Source organism: Blastococcus sp. SYSU DS0828, assembly GCF_054050975.1.
The window spans coordinates 147,389-171,031 of record NZ_JBJHAK010000008.1; the positions used below are offsets into that span (position 1 = coordinate 147,389).

Annotated in this window: 19 protein-coding genes; 7 read left to right on the forward strand and 12 right to left on the reverse strand. The window is 74.7% G+C overall.

Translation table 11 applies throughout. The annotated features are described in order from the left end of the window. The first annotated feature begins 29 nt into the window (after window positions 1-29). Window positions 30-872, forward strand: a complete 843-nt coding sequence (locus ACI79Q_RS09100) for an SDR family NAD(P)-dependent oxidoreductase (RefSeq protein ID WP_456614573.1) — start codon at window positions 30-32, stop codon at window positions 870-872. 310 nt (window positions 873-1,182) lie between these two features. Here ACI79Q_RS09100 and ACI79Q_RS09105 read toward each other — a convergent pair whose 3' ends face one another. Next, window positions 1,183-3,255: a cutinase family protein gene (locus tag ACI79Q_RS09105; protein ID WP_456614574.1), complete on the reverse strand. Its 2,073-nt coding sequence runs from the start codon at window positions 3,253-3,255 to the stop codon at window positions 1,183-1,185. Window positions 3,256-3,493: 238 nt separating this feature from the next. Here ACI79Q_RS09105 and ACI79Q_RS09110 point away from each other — a divergent pair, with 238 nt between their 5' ends. Further along, window positions 3,494-3,634 (forward strand): hypothetical protein, encoded by a 141-nt coding sequence (locus ACI79Q_RS09110; protein WP_456614575.1) that lies wholly within the window; start codon window positions 3,494-3,496, stop codon window positions 3,632-3,634. A gap of 68 nt (window positions 3,635-3,702) precedes the next feature. Here the strand turns inward: ACI79Q_RS09110 and glnA are convergent, their stop codons facing one another. Further along, on the reverse strand, window positions 3,703-5,136 hold the full coding sequence (gene glnA / locus ACI79Q_RS09115; protein WP_456589049.1) for a type I glutamate--ammonia ligase: 1,434 nt from the start codon (window positions 5,134-5,136) through the stop codon (window positions 3,703-3,705). A gap of 246 nt (window positions 5,137-5,382) precedes the next feature. On the opposite strand from glnA, the gene ACI79Q_RS09120 reads away from it, so the two are divergent. Together ACI79Q_RS09120 and ACI79Q_RS09125 are read left to right on the forward strand one after the other, a co-directional pair. After that, a complete protein-coding gene (locus ACI79Q_RS09120) occupies window positions 5,383-5,745 on the forward strand; it encodes an RDD family protein (RefSeq protein WP_456614576.1) in 363 nt (120 codons plus the stop codon). A 49-nt stretch (window positions 5,746-5,794) separates the two neighbouring features. After that, window positions 5,795-6,328: a GNAT family N-acetyltransferase gene (locus ACI79Q_RS09125; RefSeq protein WP_456589051.1), complete on the forward strand. Its 534-nt coding sequence runs from the start codon at window positions 5,795-5,797 to the stop codon at window positions 6,326-6,328. 22 nt (window positions 6,329-6,350) lie between these two features. On the opposite strand, the gene ACI79Q_RS09130 is transcribed toward ACI79Q_RS09125, so the two are convergent. From ACI79Q_RS09130 to ACI79Q_RS09140, 3 genes are all read right to left on the reverse strand, one after another. Next, window positions 6,351-7,187, reverse strand: a complete 837-nt coding sequence (locus ACI79Q_RS09130; protein WP_456614577.1) for a DUF4191 domain-containing protein — start codon at window positions 7,185-7,187, stop codon at window positions 6,351-6,353. Window positions 7,188-7,266: 79 nt separating this feature from the next. After that, window positions 7,267-8,253, reverse strand: coding sequence for a lipoyl synthase (gene lipA / locus ACI79Q_RS09135; RefSeq protein ID WP_456597629.1), 987 nt, complete (start codon window positions 8,251-8,253; stop codon window positions 7,267-7,269). A gap of 84 nt (window positions 8,254-8,337) precedes the next feature. Then, on the reverse strand, window positions 8,338-9,459 hold the full coding sequence (locus ACI79Q_RS09140; protein ID WP_456589054.1) for a hypothetical protein: 1,122 nt from the start codon (window positions 9,457-9,459) through the stop codon (window positions 8,338-8,340). A gap of 56 nt (window positions 9,460-9,515) precedes the next feature. Between ACI79Q_RS09140 and ACI79Q_RS09145 the strand changes: the two genes are divergently transcribed. Beyond that, window positions 9,516-10,445: an LLM class F420-dependent oxidoreductase gene (locus tag ACI79Q_RS09145; RefSeq protein WP_456589055.1), complete on the forward strand. Its 930-nt coding sequence runs from the start codon at window positions 9,516-9,518 to the stop codon at window positions 10,443-10,445. A 40-nt stretch (window positions 10,446-10,485) separates the two neighbouring features. Here ACI79Q_RS09145 and ACI79Q_RS09150 read toward each other — a convergent pair whose 3' ends face one another. Together ACI79Q_RS09150 and ACI79Q_RS09155 are read right to left on the reverse strand one after the other, a co-directional pair. Then, window positions 10,486-12,024, reverse strand: coding sequence for a diguanylate cyclase domain-containing protein (locus ACI79Q_RS09150; RefSeq protein ID WP_456599208.1), 1,539 nt, complete (start codon window positions 12,022-12,024; stop codon window positions 10,486-10,488). 60 nt (window positions 12,025-12,084) lie between these two features. Beyond that, window positions 12,085-14,409, reverse strand: a complete 2,325-nt coding sequence (locus tag ACI79Q_RS09155) for a putative bifunctional diguanylate cyclase/phosphodiesterase (protein ID WP_456614578.1) — start codon at window positions 14,407-14,409, stop codon at window positions 12,085-12,087. A gap of 274 nt (window positions 14,410-14,683) precedes the next feature. On the opposite strand from ACI79Q_RS09155, the gene leuS reads away from it, so the two are divergent. After that, window positions 14,684-17,578: a leucine--tRNA ligase gene (gene leuS, locus ACI79Q_RS09160; protein ID WP_456614579.1), complete on the forward strand. Its 2,895-nt coding sequence runs from the start codon at window positions 14,684-14,686 to the stop codon at window positions 17,576-17,578. Window positions 17,579-17,618: 40 nt separating this feature from the next. On the opposite strand, the gene ACI79Q_RS09165 is transcribed toward leuS, so the two are convergent. From ACI79Q_RS09165 to ACI79Q_RS09180, 4 genes are all read right to left on the reverse strand, one after another. Next, entirely contained in the window at window positions 17,619-18,212 is a 594-nt protein-coding gene (locus ACI79Q_RS09165; protein WP_456614580.1) for a carboxymuconolactone decarboxylase family protein, read from the reverse strand. A gap of 72 nt (window positions 18,213-18,284) precedes the next feature. Further along, a complete protein-coding gene (lipB, locus tag ACI79Q_RS09170; RefSeq protein WP_456613615.1) occupies window positions 18,285-18,941 on the reverse strand; it encodes a lipoyl(octanoyl) transferase LipB in 657 nt (218 codons plus the stop codon). 67 nt (window positions 18,942-19,008) lie between these two features. Continuing rightward, window positions 19,009-19,740 carry a Type 1 glutamine amidotransferase-like domain-containing protein gene (locus ACI79Q_RS09175; RefSeq protein ID WP_456613616.1) on the reverse strand — a complete coding sequence of 244 codons (732 nt, stop codon included), beginning with the start codon at window positions 19,738-19,740 and terminating at the stop codon, window positions 19,009-19,011. Further along, the gene (locus ACI79Q_RS09180) at window positions 19,740-20,987 is read right to left on the reverse strand and encodes an FAD-dependent oxidoreductase (RefSeq protein ID WP_456614581.1); all 1,248 of its coding nucleotides are present in this window, start codon (window positions 20,985-20,987) and stop codon (window positions 19,740-19,742) included. The genes ACI79Q_RS09175 and ACI79Q_RS09180 overlap by 1 nt, the downstream gene beginning before the upstream one ends. A 99-nt stretch (window positions 20,988-21,086) precedes the next feature. On the opposite strand from ACI79Q_RS09180, the gene ACI79Q_RS09185 reads away from it, so the two are divergent. Next, the gene (locus ACI79Q_RS09185; protein WP_456614582.1) at window positions 21,087-22,673 is read left to right on the forward strand and encodes a serine/threonine-protein kinase; all 1,587 of its coding nucleotides are present in this window, start codon (window positions 21,087-21,089) and stop codon (window positions 22,671-22,673) included. 14 nt (window positions 22,674-22,687) lie between these two features. Here the strand turns inward: ACI79Q_RS09185 and ACI79Q_RS09190 are convergent, their stop codons facing one another. Next, window positions 22,688-23,593 (reverse strand): TIGR01777 family oxidoreductase, encoded by a 906-nt coding sequence (locus ACI79Q_RS09190; RefSeq protein ID WP_456613619.1) that lies wholly within the window; start codon window positions 23,591-23,593, stop codon window positions 22,688-22,690. Window positions 23,594-23,643: the final 50 nt, after the last annotated feature.

Here is a 23,643-nt window from a genome sequence, read left to right on the forward strand (position 1 = left end):
GTGATGTCCCCCGCGGGTAGGACAGGGGCATGACCACCTCGGCTGAGCGCGTCGTCCTCGTCACCGGCGGCAGCGCCGGCATCGGTCGTGCCACCGTCGCCCGGCTGGCCGCGGACGGTGCGCGGGTGGCGACCTGCGCCCGGGACGGTGAGCGGCTGCGGGCGGCGGTGACCGGGGTGCCCGGGGTCACCGCCACGGAGGCCGACGTCGCCGACGCGGCGGCCCGGGCCGAGCTGGTCGACCGGGTGCTGGCCGAGCACGGCCGGCTGGACGCGGTCGTCCACAACGCGGGCCTCGGCTGGGCCGGCCTGCTGGAGGACATGCCGGGGGAGGTGGTCGCCGGCGTGGTCGCCACCAACCTGGTCGCGGTCGTCGAGCTGACCCGGCTGGCGCTGCCCCACCTCCTGCGGTCGGCCGCCGAGCGGGGCCGGGCCGACGTCGTGACGGTCTCCTCGGTCGCCGCCTGGTCGCAGGTGCCTCCCCTGACCGTGTACTCGGCGACGAAGGCCGGGGTGCAGGGCTTCTCGTCGGGGCTGCGGCGGGAGGTCGCGGCCCGGGGCGTCCGCGTGCACACGGTGAACCCGTTCTTCGTGTCGACCGAGTGGCTGGCACGCGGCCACGGTCACGCCCCGGCGTCGGACGCCGACGCGCGCGGGCGGCTGTCCCGTGGCATCGCCCCCGAGCGGGTGGCCGACCGGGTGGCAGAGTGCCTGACCTCGCCCCGGGCGCGGACGATCTCGGTCCCTCGCTGGTCGGGGCTGGCGCGGTTGGGGGAGCTGCCCCCGGTGGACCGCCTGCTGGACCGGGCGCTGTCGGCCAACGCCGGCCGCATCCGGGCGGCCGCGGAGCGGGCGGTGCGCCGCCGGGTGTGACGCGGCAACCCGGGCGGTGCCCGCCGGCGCCCGGGAGGGGTTGGCATGATCCGCTCGTGACCGGGACGACGCCGACCTCCTCCCGCGCCGTGGCCCGTACCTGGTGGGGCGCGCTCGCGGTCGTGGTCGCGGTGTCGATCGCGACCCAGTTCGTGCTGCAGGTGGCCGACCCCGCAGACCCCGCGCTGGGCGTCCTCGAGCGGATCGTCCGGTTCTTCAGCTACTTCACGGTGCAGAGCAACCTGCTCGTGCTGGCCGCGACGGTTCGATGCGGACCTGAGCCCGGCCGGCCGTTGCCGCCGGCGCTGGGTCAGGCGGCGGCGAGGAAGCGGTCGAGCGCCTCGGCGATCTGGCGGTGCCCGGTCGGGGTCGGGTGCACACCGTCGCCCGACATGCCGAAGTCCGGCAGCGCGGACAGGTCGGCGAACGCGTACCCCTGGTCGGCCGCCACGTCCGCCATAACCTGGAGGTAGGCATCCCAGGCGGCGACGGAGACGTCGGTGCGCCGCGGGTACCCGACGATCAGGACCGACGGGTCGGGACCGACGTCCGGTCCGCGGAGGTGCCCGATGGTCGCGGTGAGGTAGTCGCGGAACTGGGCGGCGGTGAACCCGGCGACGACGTCGTTGTAGCCGAGCGCCACCACGACCAGGTGCGGCGCGGCCGCGGCGACCGCCTGGCCGTGCTGCGGCGCGGTGGGCAGGTTGGCGTAGTCCTCGGCCTGCCAGCCGGAGTGGCCGGCCTCCCACACGCGGACACCGGCGGCCTCGTCCCCGTCGTACACGCTGATGCCCTCGATCAGCACGGTGCGGCCGCTGGTGTTGGTCAGGGTGACCGTGTGCGGGCCCGGGGGCAGCGGGGGCGAGGTCCAGCTGCCGCCGTCGCTCGGGGTGTAGCCACCGCCGGTGGTCGTGACCGGGATGCCTGCCGTGCCGTCGACGGAGACGGTGATCGTCCCGGTGTTGAGGCTGCTCGCGTAGTGCAGCTCGAACGAGGTGCCGGTGAAGGTGGTGGTCATCGAGTTGCCCGCGCCGGAGGGCATGTGGTTCGCCCGCATGCCGAAGCCGTACTGGGAGCCCAGCGTGGACGTGCCGCCGAAGGTGAACCGGTCCACCATGCCGGCGGCGGCGTAGTAGGCGGGGACGTAGCCCTCGCCGCCGGCGACACCGGGCGGCTGGTGGCGGGCCCGCAGGAGCCCGAGCAGGTGATCGACCCAGCGGTTGCCCTTGCCCACGTCCCGGCCCTCGGTCACCGAGTCACCGACCACGACCACGTCGAGCGGGCCGCGCCCCGCGGCGCTGTCGGCACGGGCCGCGCGGAAGGCGTCGAGCCCTTCCGTGCCCCCCGACGGAGGCGGCGTGGTGGTGGGTGCGGTCGTGGTGGTCGGTGCCGTGGTGGTCGTGGGTGCGGTCGTGCTGGTCGGCGTCGTGGTGGTCGGGGCCGAGGAGGTGGGCGCGGGGGTCGTCGTGCTCGGCGCCGGGGAGGTGGTGGGGGTGGGCGACGGCGCCGGGGTGAACGACGCGGCGATCTCCCTGGCCGCCTGCAGCATCAGTGGGCGGTAGCCGGTCCCGGTGTGGATCTGCGACGCCTGCTTGAGCGCCGCGAGGGACGGGGAGACGCCCTGGTGCAGGAGGCGCGCCGCGTCGAAGTCGCAGGCGACGTCCCGGGCGAGGCAGAGGTCGAAGACCGGGGACGTCGTCACGACGTCCCGTGCGCCCGGCTGCAGGGCCGTGCGGACCCCCTGCGCGGTGGCGGGCGCGGTGCCGCGGCGGGTGGCGGCGGTCTGGCCCACCCGGTCCCCGTCGGCGACGAGGACGCTGGCGGTGATGCGGGACAGCAGCCCCGCCCGGCCGTCGTCCGCGAGCCGGGCCAGCGCCTGGTGCACCACCATGGCGCCCTGCGAGTACCCGGCCAGGACGAAGCCCGCGCCCGGGCACCGGGTGTGCAGCGCGACCATCTGGTCGACGGCGGAGCCGACGCCCTGGTCGACGCTGTGCGTGTAGGTCCCCAGGCGTTCGGTCGTGTAGCGCTCCATCGCCGCCGGCCGCCGCGCCGGGTCCGCCAGCTGGGTCAGCTCGGCCCTCGTCGGCGTCAGGACGGTGACCGACGTGGGGGAGTGGGTGACCGCGACGTTCTCGACCACCAGCCCGCTGCCGTGCCTGGCCCTGAGCTCGCGCTCGAGCCCGTCGGCGAAGTAGTCGGCGTTCGTTCCCATCCCGCGGTTGGCCGTGGTGATCGGCTCCGTCGATCCCCGGGCGCCCACGATCGCCACGTCCGGGCAGTCGTCATCGGCCGCGCCGGCCGCCAGGGTCACGGCGACGGAGGAGGTGAGCAGCGCGAGGACGCTGCCGATCGTCAGCGCGCTCCGACGTGCACGTCCCACGACACGACCCCCCGTGATCGGGATGGGCGCCGACGGCGGGAGCCCGTCGCCGGATGCGCATCCGCCTGAGGGTTCCGGACGCTACGCCACGGCGCGGACGTCGGCTACGCTCCCGCGCCCGGCTCCTCGAGGTCCGGACGCACCGCGGCCCGCTCACGCCAGGGCTGAGCGTTCGTCGCAGTCCTCCGGGGGAGCACAGGGGAAAGCAGGTGCGCTGTGCGGCCGTGCGCCGTATGCCGTGGCGACGTGCGCCTGGAGTCGATCCGGTACCGATCCCGTCGATGGCTCACTGCTGGTGCCCTGGGCGCTGGCGCTGGCGCTGGCGCTGATGCTGATCGGGGCCTGGTCGCTGGCCCGCTTCGTCACCGACCGCCTCTGACCGTCGGCATCACGCACCGCGGCCCCCGACCTGGAGGAGGTCGGGGGCCGCGGCGTCAGCAGGCGAGATCAGATGTCGTAGTACATCGCGAACTCGTGCGGGTGCGGGCGGAGGCGGATCGGGTCGATCTCGTTCTCCCGCTTGTACTCGATCCACGTCTCGATCAGGTCGGGCGTGAAGACGCCGCCGTCGATGAGGTACTCGTGGTCGACCTCGAGCCGGTCGAGGACGGCGTCCAGGGACGCGGGCACCTTGTCGATGCCCAGGGCCTCCTCGGGCGGCAGCTCGTAGAGGTCCTTGTCCACCGGAGCCGGCGGCTCGATCTTGTTCTTGATGCCGTCGAGGCCGGCCATGAGCATCGCCGAGAAGGCGAGGTAGGGGTTGGCCGACGGGTCGGGCACGCGGAACTCGATGCGCTTGGCCTTGGGGTTGTCGCCCGAGATCGGGATGCGGCAGCAGGCCGAGCGGTTGCGGGCCGAGTAGACCAGGTTGATCGGGGCCTCGTAGCCGGGGACCAGGCGGTGGTAGCTGTTCACCGTCGGGTTGGTGAAGGCCAGCAGCGACGGGGCGTGGGCCAGCAGGCCACCGATGTAGTGGCGGGCGGTGTCGGACAGCCCGGCGTAGCCGGTCTCGGCGTGGAAGAGCGGCTGCCCGTCCTTCCAGAGGCTCTGGTGGCAGTGCATGCCCGAGCCGTTGTCACCGAACAGCGGCTTGGGCATGAAGGTGGCGGTCTTGCCGGCGGCCCAGGCGGTGTTCTTCACGACGTACTTGAAGAGCATCAGGCTGTCGGCCGACCGCAGCAGCGTGTCGAACTTGTAGTTGATCTCCGCCTGCCCGCCGGTGCCCACCTCGTGGTGCCCGCGCTCGAGCTCGAGCCCGACACCGATGAGGTTCCGCATGATGTCGGCGCGCAGGTCGCTCTGCTGGTCGTAGGGCTCGACCGGGAAGTAGCCGCCCTTGGGGCGGGCCTTGTAGCCGCGGTTGGGGCTGCCGTCGAGCTCGGTGCGGGCCCCGGTTCGCCAGGAGCCCTCCTCCGAGTCGATGTGGTAGTACCCCTCGTTGATCGAGGTGTCGTACCGCACGGAGTCGAAGACGTAGAACTCCGCCTCGGGGCCGAAGTACGCGGTGTCGGCGATGCCGCTGGCGGCGAGGTAGGCCTCGGCCTTCTTCGCCACGTTCCGCGGGTCGCGGCTGTAGGCCTCACGCGTGATCGGGTCGTGGATGAAGAAGTTGACGTTCAGCGTCTTGTGCTTGCGGAACGGGTCCACGAACGCGCTGTTGGCGTCGGGCAGCAGCAGCATGTCCGACTCGTTGATCGCCTGGAACCCGCGGATCGAGGAGCCGTCGAAGCCGAGGCCCTCGCTGAACGTGTCCTCACCGAACGTCGATGCCGGGATGGTGAAGTGCTGCATGACGCCGGGCAGGTCGCAGAAGCGGACGTCGACGAACTCGACGTCGTTGTCGCGGATGTAGGCGGCGACCTCGTCGGGACTGGTGAACATCGATCCTCCGGGTGTGGGCGGACTGCCGGGCGACACGTTATGAGCGGGGAGTTGCCCCGCGGTGTCCCGAGTGTTTCGTGGCGGTAACAACGCCCTGGGCGTGTCGCGGGTCACGCGGCTCCCTGCGCGGTCCCGCTGCGGGCGTGCGAGCGCCGGGGGGCGGGGGGTCCGGTCATTACGCTGGCGGTCATGGTCAGTGATGCCGGACAACCCTCTCAGGCCCCCGCCCGCGGCGCCTCCCTGGGGTTGCCGTCCAGCGGACCCGGCTCGCTGGCGCCCTTCACCCGGCGGGTCGGCGGCTACCTCGTCGACGCCGTCGCCTCGGCGCTGATCGCCTGGGCGTTCACCGCCCCCGAGGGCCCGGGCAACTGGAGCCTGCTGGTCTTCGGCGTCCTGACCGTCGTCACCCTGGTGCTCTTCGGCCAGACCCCGGGGCACCGGGTGCTCGGCATGCGGCTGGCCCACCCGACGCCCGGCGCGCGGCTCGCGCCGTGGCGGGCCGTGGTCCGCACCGCTCTGCTGATGCTCCTCGTGCCGGCCCTGCTGGTCGACGCCGACGGCCGCGGCCTGCACGACCGGCTCACCGGCACGGCCGTCGTGCTCGACTGAACCCGTAACCCGGTGGACCGGTAGCGCCGGCGGACAGCACACTGCGCCGGTGATCGTCCGCCGCGAACGCCCCACCGACCACGCCGCCGTGGGTGCGCTGCACCGCTCGGCCTTCGCCACCGACCCCGCCGCGGGCGCCGTCCGCGCCGCGGACGACGTCCCCGAGGCGCGGCTGGTCGACGCGCTCCGGAACGATCCGGGCTTCCTGCCGCACCTGTCCCTCGTCGCCGTGGACGGGGACGACGTGCTCGGCCACGTGATCGCGACCCGGGGATGGCTGGAGCCTTTCGGCACCTCGGTGCTCGGGCTCGGCCCACTCGGCGTGCACCCCGCCCGGCAGGGCCGCGGGGTCGGCACCGTGCTGGTGCACGCCCTCCTGGCCGTGGCCGAGGCGGCCGGCGAGCGGCTCGTCGCGCTGCTCGGCTCACCGGACTACTACCGGCGGTTCGGGTTCGCCCCGGCCGCCGACCTCGGGGTCACCGCGCCCGATCCCCGGTGGGGCGCGCACTTCCAGGCCAGGCACCTCGACGGCCCGCGGCTGCGGGGCACGTTCCGCTACGCCGCGCCGTTCGACCGGCTCTGACGGCCTCCCTGCAGGGAGGCCGTCAGCGGCGGCGGACCTGGCGCTGGCTGATCGACATCTGGCGGCCGCCCGGGAGCGGGCCACCGGGAACCGGCATCCGCGGCCCGCCCAGCGCGCTCATCCGCCGGCCAAGGGCGTTGACCTCGGCCGCGCTGAGGTTGCGCGGCAGCTTCATCACGTGGGTGCTGAGCTTCTTCAGCGGCACCTGTCCCTCGTCGTCGCCGATGGTGACGTCGTAGATCGGCGTGTCACCGACGACGCGGGCGATCTTCTTCTTCTCCTGCGCGATCAGGCCGCGCACCCGGCTCGGGGAGCCCTCGCCGACGAGCACGATCCCCGGCCGGCCGAGCACCCGGTGCACCGCGTCCATCTGCGGGGTGCCGGCGACCCCGGAGGTGACCCGCCAGTCGCCGCGCATGCCCTCCAGCACCCAGGCGGCCGCACCCGGCTGGCCCTCGACCTGGGTGTAGGCCGAGCGCTGGGCGCGACGGCCGAAGACGATGAGCGCCGCCAGGCCACCGAAGAGCAGCGCCAGCGGGATGAACAGGAACGGCGCGCTCAGCAGGATGCCGATCAGCTCGATCACTGCCGCGACCGCGACGAACCAGATCAGCATGATCCACGGCAGCTTCGGGTCGTTGCGCCGCGTCAGGGTGTAGGCCTGCTTGAGCATGCCGACCTGGCTGCGCACCTTCTTGAGGCGGCCGACCTTCGGCTGGCCGTTCTTGTCGAGCTTGGGGGCCTTGCCCGCCTTGCCCGAGCCGGCGGCCGAGGCACCCGAGCTCCGGCCACCGTCCTTCGGGGTGCGCCCGGCGCTGCCGCCCGGGGCGGTGGGGTCAGAGGACCTGCTGCGTGCCATGACCCCAGGATAGAAGAAGGACCCTCCTGCCCCCGACGCTCGCACGCTCGCGTCGGGGGCAGGAGGGCCGCACCCGGGGTCAGCCCTGGGGGGTGAGCCCCCGCGCCTCGACCGCCTGCTGGTAGAGCCGCCCGGCGCGGTAGGAGCTGCGCACCAGTGGCCCGGCCAGGACACCCGGGAAGCCGATCTCCTCGGCGTCCTTCTGGAACTGCACGAACTCGTCGGGCTTGACCCACCGGACGACGGGGTGGTGCCGGGGCGAGGGGCGCAGGTACTGGGTGATGGTGAGCAGGTCGCACCCGGCGTCGTGCAGCGCCTGCATCGTCTCCACGACCTCGTGCGGCTCCTCGCCCATGCCGAGGATGAGGTTGGACTTGGTGACCAGCCCGGCCTCACGCGCCGCGGTGATGACCGCCAGCGAGCGCTCGAAGCGGAAGCCCGGGCGGATGCGCTTGAAGATCCGCGGCACCGTCTCCACGTTGTGCGCGAGCACCTCCGGCCGGGAGGAGAACACCTCGGCGAGCTGGTCGGGGTCGGCGTTGAAGTCCGGGATCAGCAGCTCGACACCGCAGCCGGGCAGCGCGGCGTGGATCTGCCGCACCGTCTCGGCGTACAGCCACGCGCCGCCGTCGGGCAGGTCGTCGCGGGCGACGCCGGTGACCGTGGCGTACTTCAGACCCATGGTCGCCACGCTCTCGGCCACCCGGCGCGGCTCGTCGGCGTCGAACTCGGCCGGCTTGCCGGTGTCGATCTGGCAGAAGTCGCACCGCCGGGTGCACTGGTCCCCACCGATGAGGAACGTCGCCTCCCGGTCCTCCCAGCACTCGTAGATGTTGGGGCAGCCGGCCTCCTCGCAGACCGTGTGCAGGCCCTCGCGGCGGACCAGCGACTTCAGCTCGGTGTACTCGGGCCCGGTCTTGAGCCGGGTCTTGATCCACTCGGGCTTGCGCTCGATCGGGACCTGGCTGTTGCGCACCTCGAGGCGCAGCAGCTTCCGGCCGGCGGGCTCGATCCGGGAGTCCTGGGCGGTGGTCGGTTCCGGGATCCTCGGCGGTGCCTCGCTCATGATCCCCACGGTACTCGCGAAGACGCCGCAGCCCCCGTCGCGCGAGGCGGCGGGGGCTGCGGCGGTGATCCGTCGTCGAGTAGCTCAGACCTGCTTGTCGTCCGGGCCGGCGGTCGGGCCGGCGTCCGAGCCGCCGCCCGAGGTGAAGGGCTTGGGCGCGTCGCTGCCGTTCTCCGTCGCGGCGTCGGGGCCGTCGCCCTCCACCAGCTGCGCGTCGCGGACGCCCATGTCGGACTCCGCCGGCGCCGAGTCGCTGGTCTGCGACGCGGTGGAGACGGTCTTGCCGGAGTTGCTGTCGGAACTGGGCACGGGGTCCTCTCGGTAGCTGGGCACCGGGCCGTCACCGGCAGGTGCGGGCGTCCACGCGTCGGCCTTCTTGCGCCGCAGCAGGACGAACGCGGCCGTACCCAGGGCGAGCACCGCGAACACCCAGGGCCAGCGCTTCGGCTCCGGCTGCACCCCGCCCCGCCGCTTGACGGTCGTCGCGGTGGCCTGGGCGGCCTTCTCGAACTCGCGGCGCTTCTTGCCGGCCTTCTTGCGGGCCTTCTTCGCCGTCTTCCGGGCCTTGCGGGTGGACTCGGCGGCCGCTGCGGCCACCTCGGCGCGCCGGGCGTCGAGCTCGCTGCGGGCGCTGTCCACCCCGGCGAGGAGCGTGCCGCGGGCGCTCTCCAGGGCCGGCGTCACCACGTCGCGGGCGGCGGTGACCCGTGGCGTGGTGTACGCCAGCGCCGCGGCCTGGGCCGCGGTCAGCCGCGGGGCGACGTCCTCGGTGAGCGCCCGCTGGGCCGCCCCGCGCGCCGCCTCCACCCGGGGGCCGAAGTCGGCCGCGGCCCGCGCGGCGGCCAGCTGTGCGGCGGTGAGCCGTGGTGCGGCGGCCTCCCGGGCCGCCTCCACCCGCGGGGTCAGGGCGTCACGGGCGGCCTCCACCCGGGGGCCGAGGGTGTCGCGCGCCGACGCGACGGCCGGCGCGGCCGCCGCCACCGCGGCAGCCATCTTGGGCGCCACGGCCCGCTGGGCCGCCTCCACGTGCGGGGTCAGTTGATCTGCGGCGGCGCGACCTGCCTCGGTCACCGCCGTTCCCAGGTGGGACAGGCCCTCCTGCACTTCCGCGCTGATGATTTCGCCGCGCGTCTTCTTGCGGAACACGAGCTGCACCTCCGAGTTGATCGTCTGGCGGTCATCCTGCCCGGTCCGGCCGGTGCCCACACCCCGAGGACGGAGGTGGGTGAGTGACGTGGCGGCGATCTGGTTACGGTCCGGCGGTGCAGTTGCGCATCTTCACCGAACCGCAGATGGGCGCCACCTACGACGACCTGCTGGCCGTCGCCCGGCGCACGGAGGACACCGGCTTCGACGCCTTCTTCCGGTCCGACCACTACCTGACCATGGGTGGGGACGGCCTGCCCGGCCCCACCGACGCCTGGATCACCCTGGCCGGGCTGGCCCGCGAGACCAGCCGGATCCGCCTCGGCACGCTCATGACCGCCGGCACGTTCCGCCTGCCCGGCCCGCTGGCGATCTCCGTCGCGCAGGTCGACCAGATGAGCGGGGGCCGGGTCGAGCTGGGCATCGGCTCGGGGTGGTTCGAGGCCGAGCACACCGCGTACGGCATCCCGTTCCCGCCGCTGGGGGAGCGCTTCGACCGGTACGAGGAGCAGCTCGCGGTCGTCACCGGGCTCTGGCGCGCGCCGGTGGGGGAGACGTTCGACTTCGCCGGGCGGTACTACCAGCTCTCGGGCTCCCCGGCCCTGCCCAAGCCGGTGCAGGACGGCGGCATCCCGGTGCTCGTCGGTGGCCGCGGCAAGCAGCGCACCCCGCGGCTGGCGGCCCGGTACGCGAGCGAGTTCAACGTGCCGTTCATGTCCGCCGCGGACAACGCCCGGTTGTTCGCCGGCGTCCGCGAGGCCTGCGACGAGGTGGGCCGCGACCCGTCGTCCCTGGTGTACAGCTCGGCGCTCGTGCTCTGCGTCGGCCGGGACGAGGCGGAGCTCGCTCGCCGGGCGGCGGCCATCGGCCGTGACGTGGACGAGTTGCGCGAGCACGGCGTCGCCGGCACGCCGGCCGAGGCCGTCGACGTGCTGGGCCGGTACGCCGAGGCCGGCGCGCAGCGGGTGTACCTGCAGGTGCTCGACCTCGCCGATCTCGACCACCTGGACCTGGTGGCGGCCGAGGTGGCACCGCAGTTGCGCTGAGCGGCCCGGCGAACACGCCTCTCGCCCGGGAGCTCGCCGCTCAGCCGGACGGTGCGACGTCGGCCTCGGCGACCGGTGGCCGAGGCGCCGGCACGTGCTCCCGTGCCTCCGGGACGTATTGCCGCACTCCGCCGCCGGCGCGCTTGGCGGCGTACATCGCCACGTCGGCGTGGCGCAGCAGCGCAGCGGGGTCGCCGGCGTCGCGGGGGGCCAGGGCGAGGCCGATGCTGACGCCCACCCGCACCGGCACGCCGGCGACGGTCACGGGCAGGCGCACGACCTCGGCCAGCCGCTCGGCGCAGTCGGGGGCGGTGCCGGGATCCGTGGCATCCAGCACCACCACGAACTCGTCCCCCCCGAGACGGGCCACCAGGTCGCCGGGGCGCAGCGCCGCGCGCAGCCGCTCGCCCAGCCGACGCAGCAGCTCGTCCCCTGCCTCGTGCCCGAGGCCGTCGTTGACCGCCTTGAACCCGTCGAGGTCCAGCAGCAGCAACCCGGTGGGCCTGGCGGCGCCGAGGTCGTCCGCCAGGCGGCGCATCAGGGACCGGCGGTTGGGCAGACCGGTCAGGTCGTCGGTGCCCGCCTGGCGCCGGGCCTCGTGCAGGGCCCGGCTCTCCGCGAAGGTCACCGTGCTGCGCAGGAGGAAGGCCGCCACGCAGGCCACGGCGCAGATCTCGCCGGGGCCGGTGCGGCCGTCGCCCCACTGGGCACCGAGCACCCCGAGCGAGCCCACCGCGCACGCCAGGGGGATGGCCAGCGACCGCCAGCGGACGCGGTGTTCCGGTACGTCGGAGGCGCGTCGGCGGGGCCGGGTCAGCGAGGCCCCGGCAGCGGTCAGGCTGGCGTTGACCATCCAGAGCAGGTCCAGCGGGCCGCCCGGGACGTACCCGCCGGACGCCTGCTCCCTGGCCAGCAGCAGGTCACCGGCGAACTTCACGGCCACGATCACGCAGACGATGGTGAGAACGAGGTCGGCCCGGTGCCCGATCATCGCCAGCACCGCGCCCACGAGCGCCAGCAGCAGCACGTCGGCGACCGGGTAGGCCAGGTTCACGGCCACGCCGAACCCGGACATGCCCGGGGCCCCGACCGCCGGGTCGAGGACCGTGACGGCGACCGCGGTGGCGCCCAGGGCACCGACCAGGCCATCGAGCCAGGTGCCGGGACGGGGGCGGGTGAGCCGGGCGTACACCATCAGCACCGGGGTCGCGAACAGCGCCGGGTAGGCGCCGAGCCAGAACGCGTCGGCGGCCGAGGGGAACGGCGGATCCGGGTTCCCGGCCAGCAGCAGCCGGTGAGTGAGGTCGCCGGCCAGGTTGAACAGCCAGGCGGCGGCCGCGGCCCACCAGACGAACCGTTCCGCGGGCACCCGCTGGGCCGCCCGCAGGCACACCGCGACCGCGAGCAGCGGGGCGCCGATGCCGAGCGCTCCCGAGTCGACGAGGTCGGCTGCCGGCGTCCCCGGAGCCTGCCACAGCCCCAGGGCGAACACAGCCGTGCAGACGAAGGTCGCCACCACCAGCCGCCACCCCGCGTCCGACCAGCCACTTCTCACCGTCTCGGCGCGACCTCGGGGCACGCGCGCACCTTGGCACACCGACGGCTCAGGGGGTGGCGAACCGCGGCCCGACGCGCGCATTCAGGTGCGAGCCCGTTCCCCGGCCGCGCGGGGGGCGGGTACCGCCCGGCGGGGCGGCGCGGTCCGGACGCGGTCGGCCAGCCAGGTGAGGAAGTCCCCGACCGGCATCGGCCGCGCGACGGCCCAGCCTTGGGCGACGTCGCAGCCCAGGCCGGCGAGCACGGCGGCCGTCTCGTCGTCCTCCACGCCCTCGGCGACGAGGCTGAGCCCGAGGTCGTGGGCCAGCGCCACGGTGTGCCGCACGATGGCCGTCGCCCGGTCGTCTCGACCCACGTCGTGGGTGAGGCTCCGGTCGAGCTTGAGCTCGTCGGCCGGGAGGTGCCGCAGGTAGGCCAGCGAGCTGTACCCGGTGCCGTAGTCGTCGATCGAGGTCCGGATGCCCAGCCGGCGCAGCTCGCCCAGCACCGTGCGGCCCCGGTCGGGATCGGCCATGAGGGTGTCCTCGACGAGCTCGAGGGTGAGCGCCCGGGCCGGCAGGCCGTGCGCCCGGAGCAGGCCGGACACGGTGGCCGGCAGGTCCGGATCGGTCACGTTGGCCGCCGACAGGTTCACCGACACGGGCACCGCCCGCTCCGGCCACCAGCGGGTCGCGGCAGCCAGCGCGAGGCCGAGGACCGTGTCGGTCAGCGGCCGCATCAGGCCGGCCTGCTCGGCGGCGGGCAGCACCACGGCCGGGGAGAGCAGACCGCGCACCGGGTGCTCCCACCGCACCAGCGCCTCGACGCCGACGACGTCCCCGCTGGCCAGGGAGACCTGGGGCTGCAGGTGGACCACGAGCTGCCCCTCGTCCAGGGCGGTGCGGAGGTCCTCCATGGTCCGGAGCCGGTCGCCGGAGCCGCTCGCCGGGTCCGGGACGTAGGAGCGCACCCCCTCGCGGGCGTTCTTGGCCGCGTACATCGCCACGTCGGCGCAGCGCAGCAGCTCGGTCACCGTGGCGGCCGGCACCGGGCCGGTGGCGATGCCGATGCTGACCCCGACGTGCAACCGGACCCCGTCGACGACGAACGGCTCGAGCACCCGGGCGCGCAGCCGGTCGGCGCGGGCGACGGCGTCGTCCAGACCGCAGCCCGGCAGCAGGACGGCGAACTCGTCCCCGCCCAGCCGCGCCAGAAGGTCGCCCGGCCCCAGCTCCGGGCAGAGGCGGGGGCCGACCATGCGGAGCAGGTCGTCGCCCGCGGCGTGCCCCAGGCTGTCGTTGACCTCCTTGAACCCGTCCAGGTCGAGCAGCAGCAGGGCCACCGGCCGGCCGGTGCCCGACCGGAGGGCGGTCCGCGCCCGCTCGAGCAGCTCACGCCGGTTGGGCAGGCCGGTGAGTTCGTCGGTGCGCGCCTGCTCGCGGATCTCGTGCAGCCCGCGCAGCTCCTGGACCGACATGGCCGTGCGCGCGAGGATCGCCAGCAGGCAGGTGACGGCGGCCCAGCCGGCGACACCGAGGGCGCCCGATCCCCAGGTGGAGACGAGCACCACCACGCTCATCACGCTCGAACCGAGGGGGACGAAGGCCACCCGCCAGCTCAGGCGTGCGACCGGATCGGCGTCCGCGGGCTCGATCCGGTCGGTGCGTCCCGCGACGTGCGCGGCCGCGGCGGCGAAGGCCGCACCGGACAGCCAGATCAGGGTCAGGGTGCTGTGCGGGGCGATCTCCCCGCGCACCGCCTGCTTCAGGTAGAGGGCGTCCGCGGTGAGGGTGCACAGCAGGCTGGCGACGAGCAGCACCAACGGCCAGTCGCGCCGGAACCCCATCACCGCGCAGACGGCCGACACGGCGGCCAGCAGCAGGGTGTCGGTGACCGGGTACAGCTGCACGACGGCGAACGGGCCGTCGGCCGGGCCGGCCGCGATCGACGGCAGCAGGGTGACGGCGAAGATGACCGCACCGCAGGCCCCGGTCAGCGCGTCGAACCACATGCTGGGGTGCGTCGCGGTGACCCGGGACCGGACCACTCCCACCAGGGCCACGCCCATCGCCGGGTAGGCCGGTGCCCAGAGGGTCAGCAGCAACCACGTCGGCACGTCACCGAGCAGGGGGACGAACACGAGCGAGTAGAGGAGCGTGCTCGTCGCGGTGGCGGCGAACGCCACGGTGAGGGCGTTCCAGATCAGCCGGTCCGGCCCGCCACCTCGCGCGGTCCGCCGGCAGACCGCCGCCCCGAGCAGGTACACGGCGGTGTAGAGGACGAGGTCGTAGACGACGGTGACCGCGGTGCCGGGCGGGCGCCCGAACGCCCCGGTGGCGTAGGCCGCCACCACCCCGGCGCAGGCGAGCAGCAGCCCGCCGGTCGCGGGTGCGCGCCCACCACGGAGCTGCGTGTCTGGTCCGGCCACGGGGACGTCATCGGTACCGCACCGCCCGCGCCGCAGCCGGATCGCGCGCTTCCCCTCCAAGGGGGGAGGCCGCCGCGTGGCTCGCGGAGGCGCCCGGGCCGCGGCCCCGGCGCGCCGCGATAGCATCGGGCGCGTGACCGGGCGGCTCCTGCTTCGCCGGCCGTGCTGACCGCAGACCCCTCGGACAGCACGGCGACCCCTCCTGCGTGAGGGGTTTTTTGTTGCCCACCACCGGTACCGCACCGCCCGCACCACGATCCGGGAGCACGAGACGATGAGCCAGACCGACAGCCACAGCACCGAGGCCACGGGCGGCGGGGACATACCTCGGCACCGGTACACCCCGGCGCTGGCCCAGCGGATCGAGCTGGCCTGGCAGGACCGCTGGGAGGCCGAGGGCACCTTCCACACGCCCAACCCGGTCGGCCGGCTGAGCGGTGGCTTCGAGCGCGTCGCCGACCGGCCCAAGTTCTTCGCGATGGACATGTTCCCGTACCCCTCGGGCGCGGGCCTGCACGTCGGGCACCCGCTGGGCTACCTGGGCACCGACGTCACCAGCCGGTTCCGCCGCATGGACGGCGACAACGTGCTGCACCCGATGGGCTACGACGCCTTCGGGCTGCCCGCGGAGCAGTACGCCGTGCAGACCGGGCAGCACCCGCGCATCACCACCGAGGCGAACATCGCCGCGATCAAGGCGCAGCTGCGCCGGCTGGGGGTCGACCACGACCAGCGGCGCACCTTCGCCACGATCGACCCGGGCTACTACAAGTGGACCCAGTGGATCTTCCTGCAGATCTTCGGTTCCTGGTTCGACGAGGCCGCCGGGAAGGCGCGGCGGATCGAGGAGCTGGTGGCCGAGCTGGACGCCGGCACCCGTGAGCCGGCCGAGGGGACGAATCCGTACGGCCGCCCCTGGGCCGAGCTGGACGAGGTGGAGAAGGGCGCCGTCGTCGACGCGCACCGGCTCGCCTACCTGCACGAGGCGCCGGTCAACTGGTGCCCGGGCCTGGGCACCGTGCTGTCGAACGAGGAGGTCACGCCCGACGGGCGTTCCGAGCGCGGCAACTTCCCGGTCTTCCGGCGCCCGCTGAAGCAGTGGATGATGCGGATCACCGCCTACGCCGACCGGTTGCTGGCCGACCTGGACCGGCTGGACTGGTCGGACTCGCTGAAGCTGATGCAGCGCAACTGGATCGGCCGCTCCACCGGCGCCCGGATCCGGTTCGCCGCCGGGTCGCAGACCATCGAGGTCTTCACCACCCGGCCGGACACCCTGTTCGGCGCCACCTACATGGTGCTGGCGCCCGAGCACCCGCTGGTCGAGCAGCTGACCGCGGACGCCTGGCCCGCGGGCACCGACCCGCGGTGGACCAGCGGTGCGGCCACCCCGGCCGAGGCGGTGCGCGACTACCAGCGGCAGGCCTCGCGGCGCTCGGAGCTGGACCGCCAGGACGCCGCCCGGGAGAAGACGGGTGTCTGGCTGGGCGCCACCGCCGTCAACCCGGTGAACGGACGCGAGCTGCCGGTGTTCATCGCCGACTACGTGCTGACCGGCTACGGCACCGGCGCGATCATGGCGGTGCCGGGCGAGGACCAGCGGGACTGGGAGTTCGCACGGAAGTTCGGCCTGGAGATCGTGCCGACCGTCGAGCGGCCGGAAGGCTTCGACGACGACAGCGGCGCGTACACGGGCCCCGGACGGATGATCAACTCGGCCAACGACGAGATCTCGCTGGACGGCCTGGACAAGGCCGACGCCATCGCCCGGGTCACCGACTGGCTGGTGCAGCACGGGTACGGCGAGGCCACCACCACCTACAAGCTGCGCGACTGGCTGTTCAGCCGGCAGCGCTACTGGGGGGAGCCGTTCCCGATCGTCTACGACGAGCACGACCGGCCGGTCGCCGTCCCCGAGTCGATGCTGCCCGTGCTGCTGCCCGAGGTCGACGACTACTCGCCCAAGACCTTCGCCGACGACGACGCGGACTCCGCCCCGGAGCCGCCGCTGTCGCGCGCCAGCGACTGGACCACCGTCGAGCTCGACCTCGGCGACGGCCCGAAGAAGTACCGCCGTGAGACCAACACGATGCCCAACTGGGCAGGGTCGTGCTGGTACTACCTGCGCTACCTCGACCCGGGCGACGACAGCCGGATGGTCGACCCGGAGCTGGAGCGGTACTGGATGGGCCCGCGGGAGCCGGGTGACACCGGCGGCGTCGACCTGTACGTGGGCGGCGTGGAGCACGCGGTGCTGCACCTGCTGTACGCCCGCTTCTGGCACAAGGTGCTGCACGACCTGGGGTACGTCTCCAGCGAGGAGCCGTTCCGCCGGCTGGTCAACCAGGGCTACATCTCGGCCTACGCCTACACCGACGAGCGCGGGTTCTACGTGCCGGCCGCCGACGTGGAGGAGAAGGACGGCCGGTTCTTCTACGAGGGCAAGCCGGTCAACCGCGAGTACGGGAAGATCGGCAAGAGCCTGAAGAACATGGTGACGCCGGACGAGATGATCGGCGCCTACGGTGCGGACACCTTCCGCGTCTACGAGATGTCGACCGGCCCGCTGGAGCAGTCGCGGCCGTGGGAGACCAAGGCCGTCGTCGGTTCGCAGCGCCTGCTGCAGCGCATCTGGCGGGTCGTGGTGGACGAGGAGACCGGCCGGGTGCGGGTCGACGACGTCGAGCCGGCCGAGGAGACGCTGCGCGCGCTGCACAAGGCGATCGACGGCGTCCGCGACGGCTACGCCACCCTGCGGTTCAACATCGCGATCGCCCGCGTCACCGAGCTGACCAACCACCTCACCCAGGCCTACGGCGCCGACCGGCCGGTGCCGCGTTCGGTGGCCGAGCCGTTGGTGCTGATGGTCGCCCCGCTGGCGCCGCACCTGGCCGAGGAGCTGTGGTCGCGGCTGGGCCACGAGGGCTCGTCGGCGTGGGCGCCGTTCCCGGTGGCCGACGAGCGCTGGCTGGTCGAGGACACCGTGCAGGTCGCCGTGCAGGTGAACGGCAAGGTGCGGTCGCAGGTGACGGTGCCGACCGATGCCGACGCCGCGGCCCTGGAGGCGGCGGCGCGGTCCGACGAGAAGATCGCCGGCTACCTGGACGGCGCGACGATCCGCCGCGTCGTCGCCGTCCCCGGCCGGCTGGTCAACTTCGTCCTGGGCTGAGGTCCGGGCCCGTCACCGCGGGGAAGGGTGCGCCGGCTCCTCAGGAGCCGGCGTGCTTGCCCGCTTCCCAGCCCGCGTCCCGCAGGTGGTCGGCGGCCCAGGCCAGCGGCGATCGCTCCAGCTCGGTGGCCATGGTGTCGTTCCACCGGTTGAGGAAGCCGAAGTTCGCGATGACGGCGACGATCTCGACGACCTGGTCGTCGTCGAAGTGCCGGCGCAGGTCGGCCACTTCCTCGTCGGTCACGGCGTTCGGCGTCACCCCGGCGCCCCGGGCCACGCGCAGGGCGGCCCGCTCGCCGTCGGTGAAGAGGGGGCTGGACTCGAACTCCCAGACGGCGGCGAGCTTGGCGGCGTCGGCGCCCCGCTTCTCGGCCACGTGGGCGGTGTGGGCCTGGCAGTACGCGCAGCCGGCGGCGCCGGAGACGACGGTCGCGACCAGCTGCTTGAGCACGCCGCCGACCGTGCCCTCGGCCATGACCACCGCGTTGAGGTGGGCGAAGGCCTCCATGACCTCGGGCCGGCGGGCCATGGTCAGCGTGCTGTTGGGGAGGACGCCCAGCGCGGCCTCCACGGCGCGGAAGGTCTCCTCGTACTGCGGCAGCGACTCGCGCGCCAGCGGCTCGATCCTGGGCATGGCGGCTCCTCCTCGGGACGGAGCCTTACCTTAGCGCTGAGATACCGCTGGGCGCCGACCGTGCCGGAGTGGCTAGCGCGCCGCCGCGGCCCCAGCGGTGGAGAGGGCGGCGCGCATCGCGCTCTCGACCGGCGGCAGCGCGTCGGCCACCGTCACGTCGCGGCTCAGCTCGGCCGACAGCGACGTCACGCCGGCGTCGGGGATGCCGCACGGGATCATGTTGGCGAAGAACGACAGGTCGGGGTCGCAGTTGAGCGCGAAGCCGTGCATCGTCACGCCGCGGGCGACCCGGATGCCGATCGCCGCGACCTTGCGCTCGGGCCGGTGGGTCGCGGGGTCGGCGGGCAGCCACACCCCGCTGCGCCCCTCGACCCGCCCGGCGTCCACCCCGAACCCGGCGCACACGTCGATGAGCGCGCCCTCCAGCCGCCGCACGTAGGCGACAACGTCGACCGGATCGGGCAGCGCGACGATCGGGTAGCCGACCAGTTGGCCTGGTCCGTGCCAGGTGATCTTGCCGCCGCGGTCCACGTCGACGACGGGGGTCCCGTCGAACGGTCGTTCGTGCGCCTCGGTGCGCCGGCCGGCCGTGTAGACGGACGGGTGCTCCAGCAGCAGCATCGTGTCCGGGATGTCGCCGGCGACCCGCCGGGCGTGCAGTTCGCGTTGCGTCTCCCAGGCCTCCTCGTAGGGCACGGTCCCGGCGCGCACCACCCGCAGTTCGGTCACGCCACCAGCCTAGGCCCCGTCCCGAGGCTCGTCCCGAGCATGCGAGGGGGAGGAGGACGGGGTCCTTCTAGAGGCGGCGCGGTTCGAGCCGGGTCTCCACCGCCGTGCCGTCCGGGCCGCGTTCCACCCGGTAGGCGGCGGCGCCGGGGCGGTCGCTCACGACCTCGACGAGCTCGGTCCCGCGGTACACGAGCCCGGCGCCGTCGTCGGTGGCATGGCCCGCTGGCAGCGTGCCGTCGGCGACCAGGCGGTGGTAGAGCGGGCGGCGCTGTTCCTCGGAGTCGTAGTGGACGCCGTTGCTGGTGGGGATCAGGCCGAGCCCGTTCGTGACCGGCCGGAGGTCGGGACCGTAGGAGTCGGTGGTCCCGCCCACGTGCCAGCACAGCGACCCGGCCGACACCCCGGCCAGCACGACGCCGGCCCGCCACGCCTCGCGGAAAACCTCGTCCAGCCCGTGCACCCGCCACACGGCGAGCAGGTTCGCCACGCTCCCGCCACCCACCCACACCACGTCCTGCGCGAGCAGGTGCGCGCGCAGGTCGGCGACCGTGGGCATCGGGAACAGGCTCAGGTGGCTGACCTGCACGGAGCTGCCGGCGAACGCGCCGTACACGCCGGCGACCCGTGCCGGGTCGTCGCCGGTAGCGGTGCCGAGGTAGCACAGGCGCGGGCGCTCGGGGCGCCCGGCGAGCTCGGCGGCGAGGTCGAAGACCGGTCCGGGCCGCCAGTCGGTGGGGCCGCGGCCGCGCGGGGCGAAGCCCATGCTGGTCGCCACGATCGTCGGTGCGGACGCGGGCATCAGGAAGCTCCTCCGGACGGGGCCGGGCGCAGGCGGCGCAGCACGGCGCGGGCGGCGCGGGCACCGCTGGCCATCGCGCCCTGGATGGACGGGGTGTCCCGGTGGTCACCGCAGACGTACAGGCCCTCGCCGAGGTCGACCGGCCGGCGCAGCCGCAGCGGCGGGAGCGCCGCCGGTTGCGCCCCCGGCACGGTGACCGACGTCAGGTGCTCCAGGTCCGACGGCGCGACCCCGTGCGCCGCCGCGATCTCGCCGCGCACCTCGTCCTCCCGGCTCCGCGCGAGGGTGGAGCTGGCCACGAGTGCCCGGTCGTCGGGGCTGTAGCGCGGCTGGGCGTCCGAGAGCACGGCGCTGTTCACCAGCCGGCCCCGGGGCTGCGCGAGCACGATCAGCGGGGCGGGCCAGGGGGAGGCGGGGAGCACGTGCAGGTGGGTGGTGACCTCCCGGGGCGCGTCGGCCTCGACGGTGGGGAGCAGCTGCGACGCCGTGGCCGGATCGGTCGCGACGACGACGGCGTCGGCCGCCCAGCTGCCCGCATCGGTGGACGCGGAGCCGGGCGACACCGAGCGCACCGGCGTGTGCAGGTGCAGCCGCCCGGCACCCAGGCGCCCCGCCAGCTGCTCGCCGACCGCCTGCATCCCGGCCGCCGGCAGCCCGATCGAGCCCCGGACGAAGCTGCGCCACAGCAGGTGCAGGTACCGGCTGGAGGTGGCGAGCTCGTCCTCCAGGAGCACCCCCGCCAGGAACGGGCGCAGGAACCGCTCCAGGGCGGCGTTCCCCACGCCGGCCGCGCGGAGAGCCTGCTCCGCCGAGTCCTCCGGCGCCCGCAGCAGGCGGCCGACGGGGGAGTACCCGGCGCGGAGCGAGTAGGTCACCAGCGCCGCCTTCTCCCGTGGGGAGCCCAGCGGCGCCGCTGCGGTGCCGACGACCGAGGCCGGCCGGCGGCGCGGGTCGACCACCTGGTGCGCCCGTCCGGCCACGCGAATCACCGCGCCCCGCTCGAACCAGCCGAGGTCCAGCGCGTCGAGGTCGAGGTCGGCCGCCCTCGGATAGCCGGTGTTGAGCACCTGGAAGCCACGGTCGACGACGAAGCCGTCGATGTGCTCGGTCGCCAGCCGCCCGCCGGCGTGCCCCCCGGACTCCAGCACGTGCACGTCCAGGCCGGCGGCGGCCAGCCGGGTGGCGGCGGACAACCCGGCCAGGCCGGCCCCGACGACGAGGACCTCCGCCCGCAGCGACGTGGACACCGCCCGACGGTATCCGTCGCCGGGGAGCCGTGCGGGCGCGCCCGTGGGCTGTGGACGACCGCGGCGCCGGCGACCCGACTGCGCCTACGGTCCTCCCTCGTGACCACCGCCGTTCCGCCCGCGGCACCGGGGGCTGCGCAGCCACCCGCGGTGCCTGGCTACGTGCTGCAGACCCTGCTCGGCCGCGGCGCGTCGGGGGAGGTGTGGCAGGCGGTGCCCCGGGAGGGCGGGGAGCCGGTGGCGGTGAAGGTCCTGGTGGCCGGGGACCCTGCGCGCCAGGCGCGCGAGGCCGTGCTGCTGGGCCGGCTGGACCACCCGCACCTGGTCCGGTTGATCGAGGTGGTGCACCAGCCCCGGCGCGGCGGCGGGTCGCGGGTCGCGCTGGTGCTCGAGCTGCTCGGTGGGGGCAGCCTCGCCGCGCTGCTCGCCCGGCGCGGCCGGCTTCGGCCCGGTGAGGTGGTGACGGCGATCGCGCCGGTGGCCGCGGCTCTGGCGCACGCCCACGACCACGGAGTCGTGCACGGCGACCTGGCGCCGGGGAACATCGTGTTCACCGGTGACGGGCGGCCGGTGCTCACCGACCTCGGGGTGGCCCGGGTGCTGGGGGAGACGGCGGCGGCCGAGGTCACCCCGGCCTACGTCGACCCGGCGGTGGCCCGTGGCGTCGCGCCGGGTCCCGCCTCCGACGTCTTCGGCGCCGCGGCGGCGGCCTTCCACGCGCTCACCGGCATCGCCCCGTGGAACGCCGCGACCCCCGCCGGCGCCCTCGTCGTGGCCGCGACCGGGCAGCTGCCCGACCTGACCGAGCTGGCTCCGGAGGCGCCGCCCCGACTCGTCGAGGTCATCGCCCGGGGTCTCGCCGCCGATCCGCACGACCGCGGCACCGCGGCGGAGTTCGCGCGCGACCTGCGGCACGCCTGCCGGGCGGAGCCCGTGGCGCTGGGGGCCGTGGCCGGGGGCGGCCACGGCCGCCCCGACGTGCGCTCCGCGGTCACCCACGTGGTGCCGGGGCGCCGTCCCCGTCCCGGGCCGGTCGCCGTCGAGCCGTCGACGCGGCGACGGCGGTTCTGGCCTCCCGGCGTCGGCGTGGCAGCGGTGACCCGTGGGCTGCTCGCCACGGCGCTCGTGCTGGCGGCGCTCGCCGTCACCGCCTGGCTCGGTACGCGCTGGGGGAGTGACGCCGACCTGCCGCGCGCGGCCGCCGCCGGGTCGTCGGCCCCGGGCTCCCATGCGGCAGCCCCGCCGTCTCCCGCTGTGGAGGAGCGACCGCTGCCCGGGCCCGTGGTCCCCGAGACCGCCGGCGACTGGACGGCGCTGGTCAGCGAGCTCTACGCCCGGCGCGCCGAGGGGCTCAGCGGCAGCCCGGCCCTGCTGCGGGCCGTGCACGTGATCAACAGCCCGCTGCTGGCCGCGGACGAGGAGCACGCGCGCGCGCTGGCCGCGGCCGGTGAGGCGCTGAGCGGTTTCGCGCCGGTGGTCGACGACGTCACCGTCGTCGAGTCCTCGGACTCCCGGGCGGAACTGCTGCTGACCGACAGTTGGCCCGGCTACCGCGTGGTGCCCGCCGACCGAGCGGACGGCCCGGCGCTGCGCACGGTTCCCGGCCGACCCGAGGCCCAGGTGCGGATGGTCCTCGTCCGCACCCCGGAGGGCTGGCGGATCGAGAGCGCCGAACGCCTGGCCTGATCCCGCCGGCCGGGTCAGTCCCGGGCCACCGCGGCGCGCAGCGCGGCGTCGACGTCCCCGTGGGTGAACCGGAAACCGGCCTCGGTCAGCCGGCCGGGGACTGCGCGCTGACCCGCCAGCACGCCCACCCGGGCGAACTCCCCGAGCACCACCCACAGCGCCGGGCCGGGCACCGGCAGCACGGTCGGCCGGTGCAGGACCCGGCCCAGCGCGGCGGTGAACTCGGCGTTCGTGACCGGCGCGGGGCCGCACAGGTTGACCGGCCCCGGGACGGCGTGGGTGAGCAGGAACCGGATCGCCCCGATCTCGTCCTCCTGGCTGATCCAGGGCACGTACTGCCGGCCCGAGCCCAGCCGCCCGCCCAGCCCGGCGCGGAACAGCGGCAGCATCCGCGCGAGCAGGCCACCGCGGCCGAGGACCAGCCCCGTGCGCAGGGTGGTCACGCGCACCCCGGCGTCGGCGGCCGGCGCGGTCGCGCCCTCCCACGCCACGCAGACGCGGGCGAGGAAGTCGTCGCCGGCCGGGTCGGACTCGTCGACGACGCGGTCACCGGTGTCGCCGTACCAGCCGACGCCGGAGGCGTTCAGCAGCACCCGGGGGCGGTCGGGGTCGGCGGCGACGGCGTCCCGCAGGGCCTCGCCCAGCGTGGCGGTGCTGTCGACCCGGCTGCCGAGGACCGCCTGCTTGTGCCGTTCGTTCCAGCGCCGGTCGCCCACTCCCACGCCGGCGAGGTTGACGACGGCGTCGACGTCCCGCAGCAGCGCCGGGTCGATCCGCCGGTGCTGCGGGTCCCAGCGGTGTTCCTCTGCCGTCCGCGGGGTGCGGCGGACCAGCTGGATCACTTCGTGGCCGTCGGCGCGCAGCGCGGGCAGCAGCGCGCCGCCGATCATCCCGGAGGCACCGGCCACGGCGATCTTCACGGACGCTCCTGGGGAGGCAGGCCGCGGCGGACCCCGTGCCGGGGTCCGCC